This is a genomic window from Conservatibacter flavescens (assembly GCF_002795425.1).
In the GTDB taxonomy this organism is placed as follows: Bacteria; Pseudomonadota; Gammaproteobacteria; order Enterobacterales; family Pasteurellaceae; genus Conservatibacter; species Conservatibacter flavescens.
Window position 1 is genome coordinate 32,780 of the sequence record NZ_PHHA01000014.1, and the last position, 16,318, is coordinate 49,097.

Annotated in this window: 9 protein-coding genes; 4 read left to right on the forward strand and 5 right to left on the reverse strand. The window is 42.0% G+C overall.

The genetic code is table 11. The features are described 5' to 3' along the window. Positions 1-38: 38 nt before the first annotated feature. Entirely contained in the window at positions 39-2,231 is a 2,193-nt protein-coding gene (gene priA, locus CVP05_RS06360) for a primosomal protein N' (protein WP_100288742.1), read from the reverse strand. Position 2,232: 1 nt separating this feature from the next. Continuing rightward, positions 2,233-4,080: an ABC transporter ATP-binding protein gene (locus CVP05_RS06365; protein ID WP_100288743.1), complete on the reverse strand. Its 1,848-nt coding sequence runs from the start codon at positions 4,078-4,080 to the stop codon at positions 2,233-2,235. A gap of 228 nt (positions 4,081-4,308) precedes the next feature. Here CVP05_RS06365 and CVP05_RS06370 point away from each other — a divergent pair, with 228 nt between their 5' ends. The 4 genes from CVP05_RS06370 (at position 4,309) to CVP05_RS06385 (ending at position 13,356) form a co-directional block, all read left to right on the forward strand. Further along, positions 4,309-5,733, forward strand: a complete 1,425-nt coding sequence (locus CVP05_RS06370) for a surface lipoprotein assembly modifier (protein WP_100288744.1) — start codon at positions 4,309-4,311, stop codon at positions 5,731-5,733. A 14-nt stretch (positions 5,734-5,747) separates the two neighbouring features. After that, positions 5,748-7,820 carry a coiled-coil domain-containing protein gene (locus CVP05_RS06375; protein ID WP_100288745.1) on the forward strand — a complete coding sequence of 691 codons (2,073 nt, stop codon included), beginning with the start codon at positions 5,748-5,750 and terminating at the stop codon, positions 7,818-7,820. An 83-nt stretch (positions 7,821-7,903) separates the two neighbouring features. Further along, a complete protein-coding gene (locus CVP05_RS06380) occupies positions 7,904-10,492 on the forward strand; it encodes a TonB-dependent receptor (protein ID WP_100288746.1) in 2,589 nt (862 codons plus the stop codon). Between the two features lie 128 nt (positions 10,493-10,620). Further along, a complete protein-coding gene (locus tag CVP05_RS06385; RefSeq protein ID WP_207761355.1) occupies positions 10,621-13,356 on the forward strand; it encodes a M16 family metallopeptidase in 2,736 nt (911 codons plus the stop codon). 75 nt (positions 13,357-13,431) lie between these two features. Here the strand turns inward: CVP05_RS06385 and CVP05_RS06390 are convergent, their stop codons facing one another. The 3 genes from CVP05_RS06390 to lspA all read right to left on the reverse strand — a co-directional run bounded on the left by CVP05_RS06390 (position 13,432) and on the right by lspA (position 16,232). Beyond that, the gene (locus CVP05_RS06390; RefSeq protein ID WP_100288747.1) at positions 13,432-14,652 is read right to left on the reverse strand and encodes an MFS transporter; all 1,221 of its coding nucleotides are present in this window, start codon (positions 14,650-14,652) and stop codon (positions 13,432-13,434) included. Positions 14,653-14,786: 134 nt separating this feature from the next. Further along, positions 14,787-15,731 (reverse strand): 4-hydroxy-3-methylbut-2-enyl diphosphate reductase, encoded by a 945-nt coding sequence (gene ispH, locus CVP05_RS06395; protein ID WP_100288748.1) that lies wholly within the window; start codon positions 15,729-15,731, stop codon positions 14,787-14,789. An 18-nt stretch (positions 15,732-15,749) separates the two neighbouring features. Continuing rightward, complete coding sequence (lspA, locus tag CVP05_RS06400; RefSeq protein WP_100288749.1) at positions 15,750-16,232, reverse strand: signal peptidase II; 483 nt, start codon at positions 16,230-16,232, stop codon at positions 15,750-15,752. Positions 16,233-16,318: the final 86 nt, after the last annotated feature.

The window sequence follows — 16,318 nt, forward strand, 5'->3', positions numbered from 1 at the left end:
AATTGAATATTTTCTCCCACATTTTGCCGTTGTGGGAGTTAACCTAACTCCAAAGGATCCACATCCAAACTCCAGCGCACTTTGTTTAATGCATTGAATTGTTGATGATGAAATGCGGTTAAGGCCTGCTGCAATCCTTGACGGGAGGAATGTTGCAATAACAATTGCCAACGGAACTGCCCGGCTTTTTTACTATGCGGAGCGGGCATTGGGCCTAAAATTTGTAAACCGGCTATCTGCTGTTGATAAAAATACTCAGCGACCTCTTGTAAGGCTTGTTCCGCCTCAACATTGTGGCGGCTTTGTGCTTTAAATAGGGCTTGTGCGCTAAAAGGCGGTAATCCCATATTTTGTCTCAAAAGCAATGCTTGTTTGGCAAATTCTCCATAGCCACCGCTGAGTAAAGATTGCAGTAAAGGATGTTCAGGATAATGCGTTTGTAACAACACTTCCCCTTGTTTTTCCGCTCTTCCCGCTCGCCCTGCTACTTGTACATAAAGCTGGGCAAGTCGTTCTTCTGCTCGAAAATCCAAAGAAAACAACGCGCTATCAACATTGACTAATGCCACCAAAGTAACATTGGGGAAATGGTGTCCTTTTGCTAGCATTTGTGTCCCAATCAAAATTTGGCTTTTACCACATTGAATGTCTTGTAAATGCGCCTCTAGCTTACCTTTTCTCGCCGTACTATCTCTATCTATACGGGTAATATGATATTGCGGAAAACGCTCGCGCAAAGTCTCTTCTAATTGCTCGGTGCCTAGCCCCGTTGTCATCAGGTGAGTGGAGCCACAAGCCTCACATTGCTGGGGAATCGTGCGTTGCCCATGACAATGATGACAACGTAATATCTGTTGCTGTTGGTGATAGGTATAAGGCTTTTCACAATGGCGACATTCACATATCCAACCGCATTCATGACATAGCAACACAGGGGCAAATCCACGTCGGTTTAAAAACAATAACACTTGATTCCCTTGTTGCAAGTGATGTGCCATTTTCGTGAGTAATCCATCAGATAAACCGTTATGCACACGTTGCTTTTTCAAGTCGATCACCTGCTGTCGAACCGCGTTAGCTAAGCCGGCTCGTTGCGTTAGCTGAATATGTTGATACTTGCCATTTTGTACATTATTTAAACTTTCCAAGCTCGGCGTAGCCGATCCCATGACAACTGGAATCCCTAACATTTTGGCATATACGACCGCCAAATCCCGTGCATGATAACGCCACCCTTCTTGCTGTTTAAACGAAGCATCATGTTCTTCATCAAGAATAATCAGCCCCAAATCCACAAATTGGGTAAACAGGGCTGAACGTGTGCCGATAACGATGGCGCTTTGCGCAGATTTCGCACGCAGCCAAACCGATAAACGCTGAGTATCATTTAGGTTGGAATGTAATACATCAATAGGTACGTTAAAACGTGCTTTAAATCGCTGTACGGTTTGAGGAGTAAGCCCTATCTCTGGTACTAATACTAATACCTGTCGACCTTTTTTCAGCGTTTCCTCAATCAGTTGCAAATAAATTTCTGTTTTACCCGACCCTGTTACCCCTTCTAGCAAAAATGCACCAAAACCTTGATGAAAATGCAATTGGGTCATGGCAAGGGCTTGTTGTTTATTGAGGGTTAAGCGGTTGTCAGTATTCACTAAGGCTTGTGTTCCCACTTGCTGCAACCAGGTTTTCGCTTCTGTAGGTTGCGCAATTTCTTCAATCAACCCTTTGTTTTTCAGCGCGGATAAAATATGACTAGGTATCACGCAATCTGCTTTTAATTGCGGCGCTGCACCAAGTTCCTGTAAAGCTTCCAATTGTTTTTTAGCCCGCATGAGGTGGCCATCATTTAACGCTTGCTCCCCAAGTGCGGTCGGTTTTAACAAGATTTTTGCTTTTTCCACCGCACTTTCCCCTTGCCGCAATTTGACCGGTAGGGCTTGAAATAACGCCTCTCCTAATGGACTTTGATAATAACTCGCTGACCATTGCAACAGCTTCCACAATGTCTCGCTAAAAAGACTTTTATTGTCTAATTGAGCAATAACTTGCTTCAATTGCGCAGCAGGGAGTTCACTTTCATTCGGCAGCGCCACAACGATTCCCACACGTTTTTGTGAACCAAAAGGCACAAGCACACGACACCCTACCTGTAGATTCATCTCCGCAGGCATGAGGTAATCAAAAAAACGCATTAACGGCACCGCCAGGGCTACGCGAACAAAACGCACATTACTCCCCTATATCTTCACTTAAAAAACCACCGCTTTGGTGTTTCCAAAGTTTTGCATATAAGCCATTTTTCGCGAGTAATTCCGTATGGGATCCCTGCTCAATAATTTGGCCTTTATCTAATACAATTAAGCGATCCATCGCCGCAATTGTGGATAAACGATGTGCGATTGCAATCACAGTTTTATTTTCCATCATTTTATCTAGGCTTTCTTGAATCGCGACTTCCACTTCAGAATCTAACGCACTGGTCGCTTCATCAAGTAATAAAATAGGCGCGTCTTTTAGCATAACGCGAGCAATGGCGATACGCTGGCGCTGTCCGCCTGATAATTTTACCCCGCGCTCCCCCACATGCGCATCATAACCACGACGACCTTGTGCATCACTTAATAGAGGGATAAAATCCGCTGCTTCTGCACGTTGTGCAGCAGAAATCATCTCTTGTTCAGTGGCATTCGGTCGACCATAAATAATATTATCTCGCACAGAACGATGTAAAAGCGACGTATCTTGAGTCACTAAACCAATTTGGCTACGCAAGCTTTCTTGTTGCACATCGCGTACATCTTGTCCGTCAATGGTAATGGAACCATGTTGAGGCTCATAAAAACGCAATAATAAATTCACAATGGTCGATTTACCTGCGCCAGAACGCCCAATTAATCCCACTTTCTCACCTGGCTTAATCTCTAAATTAAACCCATTTAACAAATGTTTATCCGCTTCATAAGCAAAACTCACATCATTAAATTTAATCGTGCCTTGCTCCACTTTTAAAGGCGCAGCATTGGCTTTATCGACAATAGTATGAGGTTTAGACAAGGTATTCATACCGTCATTCACCGTCCCGATATTTTCAAATAGGCGAGCGGATTCCCACATGATCCATTGAGATAAGCCACTCACACGCAATGCCATTGCCGTCGCTGTCGCCACTGCGCCTACTCCTACACTACCTTGTTGCCACAATACCACACCGAGTATTGCTGTTCCCAAAATTAACATCACATTCACGGTATGCACCAAGCCATCTAATGACGTGGCAAGGCGCATTTGAGCGTGCACTGTCACCATAAACTCTTCCATCGAACGTTTTGCATAACTGGCTTCACGCGCGCCATGAGAAAACAATTTGACTGTCGCGATATTCGCATATGCATCTGTGATACGCCCAGTCATTAACGAACGCGCATCTGCTTGGCGCTCTGCGGTTTTCGCTAATTTAGGAATCAAAAAGCGGAGAATCGTTCCAAAACTCACCAGCCACAATACAAAAGGCAATACTAACCAACCGTCTAGGGCAACCAGTACAATCCCTGAGGTAATAAAATAGACCAAAACATAGGTCATCATATCCGCAATTGTCATCACGGTATCACGTACTGCTAGTGCCGTTTGCATCACTTTTGCAGAAACACGCCCTGCAAATTCATCTTGATAAAAACTGAGGCTTTGTCCGAGCATTAAGCGGTGGAAATTCCAGCGCAAACGCATAGGAAACACCCCTTGCAACGTTTGCAAGCGAATTAATGAGGCCACAAAATGCCACACAATACTAATGAGCAATAACGCCACCATGCCCAATAATAAATGCTTTTTCTCCTGCCAGAGAGTCGCAGGCGTATAATCCCCTAACCATTCCACCAAAACGCCCATAAATTGAAACAATAAGGCTTCCATTATCCCAGTGCCAACGGTCATACAAGTCAACAATAAGATCCAACCTTTCATTCCCGTTAAACTGGACCAAATAAAATTAAATAGCCCTTTTTCTGGTGTGAGTGGTTCACTATTTGGATAAGCGTTCAACCGATTTTCAAACCATGCAAAAATTTTATGAAACATTTGTACCCCTTTAAAACAAGAAAGGTAGCCAAGCTAACGGCTACCTAAATATTCGGTATATTATAGGTGAAAATAGCAAGGGAATAAAGTGCGGTAAACTTTTTGATTTTTTACCGCGCTTTTAGCATAGACAATCTTATAGAATTCGGATAATATCCGAAAAAGTAAATAATAACTATTCCTATTTAAATAACATTTTTTTAACATAATTATTCATTTTTGGGAACCATGAAAAACCTTGTATTGCTTGTGGCATTTTATGCTTCTTCAGCCTTTGCTGTAGATCTCATCAATGTGCCGGAAAAACAGACCTCTGCGGCGATTCCTCTCAGAGCAGAACCTACTCTGCCAGGATATAGCACGCCTATGGCTAGCCTTTCTTCCGCGCACACCATGTCACAAACCGATTTTGACCATATCGAACAACGTCTTAATCATGCTATAAATGCCAATCAAACTGAAACCATTCAAAACTTGCTCGAAGCTTACCGCACTTTCCCACAGCATGACCCAACTTTAGTGCTGTTTGCACAAGCTAAAATAGCTAGAAATCAGCAACATTATTCCCAAGCCATTCAATTATATCAACGCATTTTAGCGGAGAATCCGACACTTAATCCCGTTCGGATTGAATTAGCTATCACCCTTTTTCACGATCAACAAAACCAAGCCGCAAAAGCACAATTTGAACAAGCCCTCTTGGCCCCTGAATTGCCGCCCGACATTGCTCAATTATTAAATATGTATTTAACTGCGGTTGCACAACGGGAAAAGTGGCAGATTGCATTCGGCGTAAACTATACCCAAGATAATAATGTGAATAATGTCGCCAAAGATCGCTATATTGAAAATACCCCTTTGCAAAAAGGGGAATCTATGTTGCCTCAAAAAGCACATGGTATTGCCTATTTCTTCAATATAGAACGAGATTTTAACCTCGCCCATCATCATTATGTCCATTTTGAAAATAACCTCTATGGCAAGTATTATTGGGACAACCATGATTACGATGAAATCACGAATCGCACTTACTTAGGATATGCCAATAAATCTGCCAATCAGCGTTGGGCAATATTGCCTTTTTATGAACATCAGTGGTATGGCAATCATCGCTATAAATGGGCGCAAGGCATACGGGGGGAATACAATCGCTGGTTTACACCAAAATGGCAATTTTCTACCGCGCTAGAATACAGTAAACAGCGTTATCATCAATATCGCTATCTCAACGGCCACAACAAATTAATTTCCGCGACCCTATTATGGCGTGCTACGCCTCGTTCCTATTTTTATGGTGGTATTGATTTTAGTCAAGAACGTACCACACTTCGTCACTACGACTATAACTTAACGGCCATTCGCTTAGGTTGGGGACAAGATTGGCAATATCTAGGACTTTCCTCACGCTTAAATGTCCGCCTTGCTTATCGTCAATATCTTGATAATTTACGCCTAGGCGAGGCTGTTATATTTGATCGCAAACGCCAAGATCATATTTACCAAATTAACGCAACTTTATGGAAAAGGGATTGGCATTTGTGGGGCATTACCCCCAAGCTGAATTTTACTTGGCGTAAACAAAACAGTAATTTCGATAGTTTGTACTCCTATAGTGAGAAAAATATTCAACTTATTTTTGAAAAAACATTTTAATTTAAGGATCTTTTATGTATACCAAATCAACTAATGTTGCTCTTGCACTGCTCTTTTCTCTTGGCATTACCGCCTGTTCTTCCGGTGGCAGTGAAAATCCTGGACAATCAGTATCCGAATATCAAGCCGAACTCGCTGCTACGGCTGTGACGGAAGCTATGAACACAGCCAATACGGAATTAACCGCTGCACAAAAGGCACTACTTGACGCGCAATCGGCTTACGAACAGTTAAAATCGGCAAATACTCCCGCAGCGATTCAAGAGATTCTGTTAAAATTAAACGCCTCACGAACAGAAGCACTAAAAGCTAATACGTCGATGGAAAATGCCTATCAGAAAAGCCAAACGAATACACAAAAAGCGACTAGTGTGCTAAGTAATATTGATGATTATACTCGTGGGATTTCTGAATCTGCTGCGAAAATCAAAGCCATCATGTTACAAATTGATAGCATGATAAATGAAGGCAATACACAATTTACCAATAGTATACAAAAAGAAGTGGAGACCATTACTCAAGCGGCGTTAGCTCAAGTTACCACTGCCAATCAGGAGATAAATGAAGCGCAAACCGCTATTCAGAATGCACAAAACGCCACTGGTTCAGATCTGGCCCAAAATGAAGTAGCCAAAGCGGTGACAGCCTTAGCACAAACGCGATCCGCTCTCGAGAATGCTAAACGAGAATTAGAGAAAGCAAATGCATTCAGCAATGAGACAGCCAGTGTATCTGCGATTAATGAGGCAAAAAGCGCTATTGATGCTGCACAAAAAGCCCTTGATGAAACTCAAACAACCTTAGGGCAGGCTGAAAATCATGTCACAGCCCTGATTCGTCAAGAAATTATCTCAAATATTTCTCTTGCTGAGAATAAAGCTATTGAAGCGGCCAATACCGCGAAAGCACAAGTACAAATCGCTCAAACCGCCGTTACCCAAGCCACAGAAGCCGCAAATAAAGCCACTACATTTAATCGCTCTGGGGATATGCAAACCCAAGTTTCAGTAGCACAAGTTGCGGCAGAAAACGCACAAAATGCGCTGAAAGCCGCTCAAACCGTCTTAGAGACAGCCACATTATCCGCTGATGTATTAACGGATAACGCCAATAGCGTATCAGCAACCACTTTAGCAACCGTGCAACAAGCGATGAAAGATGCCCAACTAGCGGTTGAACAGGCTCAACTTGCGGCAGAACAAGCTCAATCAGCCTATGAACAAGCGACACAAAGTTTAGCGACTTTAATCCAAGCGGAACAAGGCTTACAAAAAGCCACGACAACCTATTCTTTTAATCGTCAAGACTCTGTGGTACGTGATTATTTAAGCGCAGAGAGCCGAGCGGCAAAACTCAAAGACATCCAAACCGATAAGATTCCGGATCAAAATGTCGGCATTTGTGCAAACAACCGAGCCTCTATCTGTTATGCGGGTCCGTCTAATACTGAAACAGGTTGGAGCGTGCGCGATCAAAGTCAAGGTACGGCGCGAGGTACAACCCTTGTCAGTAAAGCACAGGCTTATTCTGGTTATGTGGGTTTGAGAGAAACCTATATTAACCAAGAAGATACGGCCAATGCCTTTATCGCCCTTACAGACGGTATCAATGAAACAAAAGATAAAAATGTGGTGACTGATGCAAATTATGCCGGCACAGTATCTTATAGCACTGGTGGAGGCGCGCCAATTGCGACCCGTTTGGTTTCGTTCAATGTCAAAGACGACCAGATTTCAGGCAAAGCCTATGCTATTAATCAAAGAACCCAAGCAGAAACTGTCTATATCAACTTCAAAGAGGGCAATATTACGGTGAATGACGGTACAGTTGGATTTCGTGGAGAGGTTGAAATCTCTGGCCACCCATATACACCAAATCAATATACGCAATATGACGGTGCTGCCGCACCAAAAGAAGAACAACGCATTCCAACGGGTTCTTATCAAGGGTTTTTTGCCGGCCCAGAGGCACAAGAGCTAGTGGGGACATTTGAAGCGAGCTATCAAACTGAAGTCAAAAACTCACAAACAAACGAAATAAAAACCATTGAAAATGTCACTCAAGGTGCATTTGCAGCGTCCAAATAAGATAAAGTGCGGTGCGTTTTTAAAAACTTTTTAAATAGTTACCGCACTTTTATCCATAAAAATATAAAACTGAAGGAACCATTATGAAACATTATCAATACAGTTTAGTTTATAGTAGCCTGCTTGCTGCTTTTGCCTTGCCTGTTTATGCAGATGATCAGGTTGACACCATTGGTGAATACAATGCAGAGCTTGAAACAATCATCGTAAGTGACACACCTTTTAGTCAGCAAATCGGCACACAAAAAATCACAGAGCAACAGATCCAAAGACTCCCAAGCAAAAATGGGGGAATTACAGATTTACTAAAATCCAACCCAAATGTTCGCTTTTCCGATCAAGGGGAGTTATCTAGCAATGCTGGCGAGATTGCCCCTAATGAAGTCTCATTTCATGGTGAGAAATACTATAACAATAATTTTGTCTTAGATGGCATGTCAAATAACGACAACATTAACCCAAGTGGCAATATCGATCGCCAGGGGGTTCCAATAGGCTCAAACCCTTATGATTTGCCAAGTGGTAATTCCCAGTCAATGTGGATTAATGCGAATTTACTTCAGTCCGTTGAAGCATTTGATAGCAACATTTCAGCGAAATATGGTAACTTCACCGGTGGTGTCATTAACGCCAAGTTAAAAGATCCCGCATTCGATCGTCAACGTAGTGGTCGTGTTTACTATCGTACAACGCGTTCTGCCTGGACCACCTTTTATATTGATAACCGTGATGAAAACCAATTTACTCGCGCTTCTCGCCTTGATTTCCACCCCGTCTTTAAAAAGCAAACTTATGGCCTTGAAGCTAGCGAGAAATTAAGTGAAAATTTTGCTATTTTATTTAATTATGAACGTACGCAATCCGATATTGACTATTATCATTCAACGATGCGTTATATTGATAACCCCTCAGCCCCAGTGCCGAATCAGCAAAAACGAACAAATGAAACCTATTTGCTTAAAGGGGTCTATCTCGCTGATAATGGCGATATGTGGCGTGGTACAGTGATTTATTCTCCTCACAAATCCAAAGTATTTAAACCCAATATTAAAAATGGCGAATTTACCAGTACAGGTGGCGGTTTCCAAGCGAATTTAGACTGGGAACATCAGTTGGATTGGGGAAAAATGACTTCCTACATTGGCTATAAAAAAACAGGTGATGAAATCAAGCATGAAGAAGGTACTTATCATCGTTATATGGCCACGCCTGAAATAGATTGGATGCATTCACCTTTGTTTTATCCTGATGGCACACTTGCTAGTCGTGGCACTTATGCAGCGTGGGGCGGCTATGGAACCTATTTCACTGAAAAAGAAATTTATACCTTAAAGCAAGATTTTGATGCCACAAGCTTTGAATGGGCGGGCATGGAGCATAAACTTAGCTTTGGTTGGTCTACTGAAATCGCCAAAGCAAAATACCATCGCGATAATGACAACTGGATGTATTTTTACCAAGCCTCCCCAAGTGTACAATGTGGTAACGCAACTGAATGTATAAATAACTCTCAATTTGCATTCAGCTCTAATCTCTATCAAGCGCGTAATGTAAATGTCAATGACACAAATTATGCCTTATACATTCAAGATCAAATAAAATGGAAGCGTTTAGAAATGACACTCGGTGCGCGTGTTGATCACAATAAATTCTTAGGCAATACCAGCCTTGCCCACCGTATTTCTGCCTCATATGATCTATTTGGAGATGGTTCTACTCAACTATTCGGTGGGTTAAATCGTTACTATGGCAACTCCATGTTAGCTTTCCAGTTACGTAAAGGAATTGGTAGCCATATCCGCTATGAACGCGCGTTGGTGAATAACCAACCTAACGCTTGGAGCATGCGAAGTGATTTCGATGCACCAACAAATTACTATATGACCAAAGTAAAAACGCCTTATAGCGATGAGCAAGTGCTTGGGCTTTCCCAACAACTTTGGAATACTCGCTGGACATTCAAATGGGTAGGTCGTCATAGTCGTAATCAATTTTCCAGCGATATTCGCCGTATTGATGGGGATACTTTCCGAGTATTAAATAATAATGGCTGGAGTAAGAATGATACCTTTACCCTCGCTATGGCACCTATATCGCCTTATAAATTTAAATATATGGAACTCAGTTGGGATGCCGGCTTGCGTATCAGTCGAACAAAAACCAATAATACCTATTATGACCAAAGTTCCACAGATGATAATGCAAAAGCGATTTACAATAACCAGCTTATCGACAGCATCACTTTGCCACCGGCTGACTTTAATACACCATGGTCTTCCTTTGTAGATATTAACTTATATTTTCCGACCCTGCGTTTAAATTGGGACCAACGTATTAACTATACTCGAGGTCGAAAATTTCTAGAGGCAAGTCAATCCTCCGTTGCTTGTAACGGTATTTATACCGAAACAAATTATCGTGCAATTTGTGGGGATTATGTTGGCGAGGCCACAGAATATTTAGATGCAGAAACGGGCAGCTATTTAACCGTAGATTGGCGATTTACGTATAAACAGCCTACATTTAAAAACCAGTTCCTTGAACTGACTTTAGACATTAATAACGTATTTAACCGTAAAGCGTTATCTCGCACCAAATCTACCGGTTCAAATGCCAGAGCGCAATATAAACAAGGCCGAAATTATTGGCTTGGGATCAGTTATAACTGGTAATAAATAGTATTTAAATTTCAATGGATAATGACATTTATTGCAGGGCGTATTACATACGCCCATTATCTTGCTAAGTTTGTCACTCATCTGAGGAGAATTCCTGTTCTAGTTGTTCAAGGGAGTATAAAGTGCGGTACATTTTTTTATTTTTTTTCATATTATTTTCAACAACCAGTTATGGCGAAATTAGCGCGCCGGTACAAGGTGAATTAGCCAATGGTTTACGCTATACCATTCTTCCCTTACATAACGAACCTAACCGCCTTGAAGTGCGAATTCGGGTCAATGCGGGGGCGGTAGATGAAAAAGATCATCAAGCAGGGGTCGCCCATATGCTTGAGCATCTTACCTTTAAGGCCACTGAAAAATATCCGCAAGGGATCATGACTTATTTACATGAGCATCACTGGGTGCGTGGCAGAAATTATAATGCTGTCACCACATCAGATAACACGACCTATATGTTTACGCCTCCACAAGGCGCGGGACTGGCTCAGACCCTTGATGTGTTATCCCAAATGCTCCTACATGCCACGCTTAAGCAAAGCGATTTAGACCAAGAAAGACAAATTATTTTAGAAGAATGGCGTGGTAATCAAGGCGTTGCCGCGACTATGAATGAACAGCGTACTGCTTCTGTGCGGGCTAATTCTCGCTATACTCGAAGCCCGGTGATCGGCACACAACACAGCATTAATACCATGCCAGCGACAGAATTGCAGGATTTTTACCACATTTGGTATGTGCCAAATAATATGCATATTCTCATTGTTGGCGATATTACTATCGAGCAGGCTACACAACAAATTCAACACTATTTTGGCCCGGCAAAACAAAAAACATTACCAAACCGTGATTATTTAGATCCGACTTTAACGAATACATTACGGATTAATAAAGTTCAAGATACCCGTAGTGGCGTTAGCCAAGTTGCCTATATTTGGCGTTTTAATGAAGCCGGCAGTCGCAATAATAGTGAACAAGCTCGCCGAGAACGCTTAATTAATCGCCTCACGTTGGCCATGTTAACTCAGCGTTTACGCAATGAGCAACAATCCCTCCCCGACGGAATCAATTCTCTTGTGGTACGCAAAACCGAATTGGGGAACCATACAGGAATACTGGGCATTTTTTCTAGCGTAGATAGCCAATCCCACGCACAAGGTTTACAACAGATTTTTCAAGAAATCGAACGCTTAAAACGCTACCCTTTTACCCAAGCAGAATTAGATAAGCAAAAACAACCCTTATTTGCCCAAATTGAGAAAGCCAAACAACATCAAAATGATCGCGATTTTTCTGGCTGGATGCAGGCTATGGTCAGTACCGTACTCATGGATAAGCCTTATTTAACCCAATCGGAATTGGCTAACCTGACAGAACCCCTACTAAAATCCATTACCCTAGAGGAAACACAACAGCGCCTGAATCAATGGTTCAGCGCAGAAGATCGTATTGTACAATACCAACCACCGCGCGATACTCAAATCACCTCGATTACCCAAAGTGCGGTCAAAAACTGGCAAATTTTTGCACAAAATCAGCCGCTAAATCCACCAACAGCGGAAGTCACTCTTGCCCCTGTGACCTTTGAGCCTATAACAGAAGTCGGTGATATTATCCATGAGCAGCATTACCCCGAACAGAATGTCACCCATTGGCAATTGTCTAATGGGGATAAAGTGGTTTGGCTACATTTACCGCTTAGCAACGATCGCACCTATTTTGAAGCACAAAGCAGCGCAGGGTATAAAGCTCAAGGCCTCTCCAATTGGCTAAGCCAGCTGGCGACTCAAACGATTAATCAAACCGCACCGCTTTCTTGGGAAACTGCGCAACTCAATGGGTGGAAAAAAGACAAAAAAGTGAATTTAAGTATTAAACAAAGTGCAACCCAACTGCGTATAGAAGGTAATACAACGAATGACCATGTGGCAGATTTATTACGCTTATATTATGCCACCATACGAGAAACTCAGGTAAAAGATGACTTAGAACAGCTAAAACAAAGTCTGACCCGTCAACTTAATTTAAGAAGGGAGAATAACCTTGAATATACTCGTATGCAAACCTTAGAGCAATTTCGTTATGGCGCACAGTCTCAAGATAATTTACCTACACAAAATGAATTGGAGAATCTCACTGAACAGGATTTGAATGAAACATGGCAAAAAATGACATCGGCGCCAACAACCTATTTCATCGCCAATAATTTAAATTCTAAAGAAATGAAGTCCTTAGTGAAGCAATATTTGGCCACCATTCCACGCCAACAAGCTTTTAGCAGTCAAGGCATTTTACCTTTGGCAGGCAAAGGTGTACAAACCTTTGCTTTTCACCCGGAACCCAAAGATGACGTAAAAATTTGGATTTTTACACCGCACTTATGGCAAGGTAAAGACGCAGTATTGGTGTCACTATTGAGTCATATTGCTAATCAAAAACTCAAACTCGCGCTACGCGATGAGAAGCAAGGCATATACAGCCTGCGTTTTAGCAGCACTCTTAACCCTGAAACGCATCGGATTGAAAGTGAATTAAGTTTTACTGCAAATCCAGCAACGCGCGAAATATTGGTTAAAGAAGCCATGCAAGTATTAGCACATCTCGCCGATCACATTACAGAACAGGATATTGAACAGGCCAAAAACGCTTTTATACGCCAAGAAAAAGAACGGATAAAATCCCCAGAAACCTGGTTCCGTCGCCTAATATTGAGCGAACAGCAATATCAAGATCCCCGCTATCTCGGCGAAATGCAGCATCTTGCTGACCACATTACTTTAGATGCAATAAAAAGTACCGCTGAAAAATTATACAGCGACAATGTGAAAGTGTTTGTTACAACACAAAAAACGAAATAAAAATAAATGGACTGATCCGGTGCAATACCGCAATCAGTCCAATCATTCACATGTTATGTTGAGGCTAGCTTCAATTTAATCGAGGGCTTTGCCTTTCAATTCGGGTATTAAGAAAATAGTCGCAATCATATCAATCACATAAATTGCCGCTAAAAATGCAATTGCGATTTGGAAAGAGTAAGCCGATACTAAGGCTCCTACCACAACAGGGCCAAACCCACCGACACCACGACCTAAATTAAATAATACATTTTGAGCCGTTGCGCGAGCATTGGTTGGGTAAGCTTCTGACATTAATGCGCCATATCCTCCCATCATACCATTAACAAACATCCCCAAAAATGCCCCAGCAATTAACATCGTTGTTGGGTCTTCTAGTTGAGAATAAGCGAAAATACTGATCACCGCGCCGGCTTGGAACAAGAGGAAACTTGGTTTACGTCCAATGCGATCCGCAAGCTGTCCGAATACCCAAATTCCCACCATCATGCCACAAATAGTCACTGCCGTCCAAAGGCCAGACTTGGTTAAACTGAAACCCAATTGTTTAGATAAGAAGTTTGGCATCCAAATCATAATACCGTAATAACCAAAGTTCTGCACAGAGGTCAACACCACAATACCGGCACTAATTTTGGCTGTGGCCTTATCTTTCACCAACAATTTAAATGATTCCAATTTGCTACTTTTTTGGCTTTGAAGTGCGGTCTGTTTTTCAACAAAAACTTCCGGCTCATGTAATTTCGCACGTAAATACCACGCCACGAAAGCCGGGAAAATCCCCACAATAAACATGCCGCGCCAGCCAATATAAGGCAATAAAGCCGGCGTTAATAATGCAGCGCCAAGCACCCCAACTTGCCAACCTAAAGCCACATAAGATGAGGCTCTCGCACGATGTCGAGCCGGCCAGGCTTCTGCTGCAAGCGCCATTCCAATACCAAATTCACCACCAAGACCGATGCCGGCAATAGTACGATAAATCAGCAAATCCCAATAACCTTGAGCAAAGGCGCATAATCCTGTAAACACGGCAAATAGAACGATCGTCCAAGTTAGTACGCGCACACGGCCATATTTATCACTTAATGCACCAAAAACTATGCCACCGACTACCGCACCAATCAATGTCCAGGTAACAAGTGAGCCTCCTTGCGCAGGAGTAAGGTTTAAATCTGCAGAAATCGCAGATAACATAAAACCCAGAATAAGAAGATCGAATCCGTCCATGGCATAACCCACAGCGGAACCTAATAAGGCTTTCCAGCCATATTGGCTAACTTTATTGTTGTTCATTTTGAATCCTTTTGCTACTCGCAGGTAACGATTAAAAGTAAGAGGAAAGATTTCTGCTCAGCAGAAATTGTGGCGTAGTGTAATGCGGTTAGTTTAGATTTTCAAGCGGTTTTAACCGCTTGAAAAAGAAAAGATTAATTGACTTCAGTAATACGTAACTCTCTTGGCACTTCAAAAACCGTGTTTTCTTCACAGCCTTCTAATTCTTCCACTTGGGTCACACCCAATTCTTTCAGACGAGACACTACGGATTGAACTAAAACTTCCGGTGCGGATGCCCCTGCTGTAATTCCAATTGTTTGGACATTTTGCAACCAAGCCGGATCGATATCTTCTGCTCCATCAATTAATTTAGCCGGCACTCCCATACGAGAAGCCAGCTCGGCCAAACGATTAGAATTCGATGAATTTTTCGACCCCACAACCAAGACTAAATCAGATTGTTCCGCCAGCTCTCTCACCGCTTGTTGGCGGTTTGTCGTCGCATAACAAATATCATTTTTACGTGGTCCTTGAATAGCAGGATATTTTTCCTTTAATGCTTCAATCACATCAGCTGTATCATCAATGGATAGCGTGGTTTGTGTCATAAAAGTCAAATTATCATCTGACTTTAAACCTAATTTCGCAATATCCTCCACGTTTTCAACTAAGAAAATTCCCCCTTCGGCATTATCATATTGTCCCATTGTGCCTTCTACTTCTGGGTGGCCTTCATGTCCAATTAAAATTGCTTTAGTGCCTTTTTTACTGGCTCGTGCGACCTGCATATGCACTTTTGTTACAAGTGGACACGTCGCATCAAAGACTTTTAAATTCCGATTTTTTGCCTCTTGGCGAACGGCCTGCGAAACACCATGTGCAGAGAAAATAACAATAGCCCCATCCGGCACTTCATGCAACTCTTCCACAAAAATCGCGCCACGTTCTCGCAATCCATTCACCACAAATCGGTTATGTACCACTTCATGACGCACATAAATTGGCGCGCCATGAATTTCTAACGCTAATTCAACAATACTAATTGCACGATCTACGCCGGCACAAAAACCACGCGGATTGGCTAAAATTATTTTCATTACAATTCCCACATTATGCTATTCGGATGTTTCTTTATTTTTAAAACTATCCCAAATTAATAAACCTGCGCCAATACAAATAAACACATCAGCGAAATTAAACACAGGATAATGATAAATATCCCAATAAAAATCCAAAAAATCCACTACAAAGCCATGATAGGAACGATCAACCATGTTCCCTAATGCACCGCCAATCACTAACGCATACGCCGTGTTTTGTAGTTTTTTATTGATTGGATTTTTGGCTAACCAAAATATCAATACGCCTGAAATCACTAACGCCAGCCCAATAAAAAAGAATTTTTGCCAACCAGAATGCTCAGCTAAAAAACTAAATGCTGCGCCATAATTGCGTACATAAGTCAGGTTAAACACCGGTAAAAGATTAATACTTTCATAAAGTTGAAAGTTTTTTACCACCAAATACTTACTGGCTAAATCTATCACAAAAGCAACCGCACTTAGCCATAAAAATGAAAGTCCTGATTTTTTAAGCATTACTCTTATCATTTGTCGGGACAGGAGATACCTGTCCTAAAAAACACAGAAATATGGCGTAGACAAAAGATAAGCTGTCCTTGCCA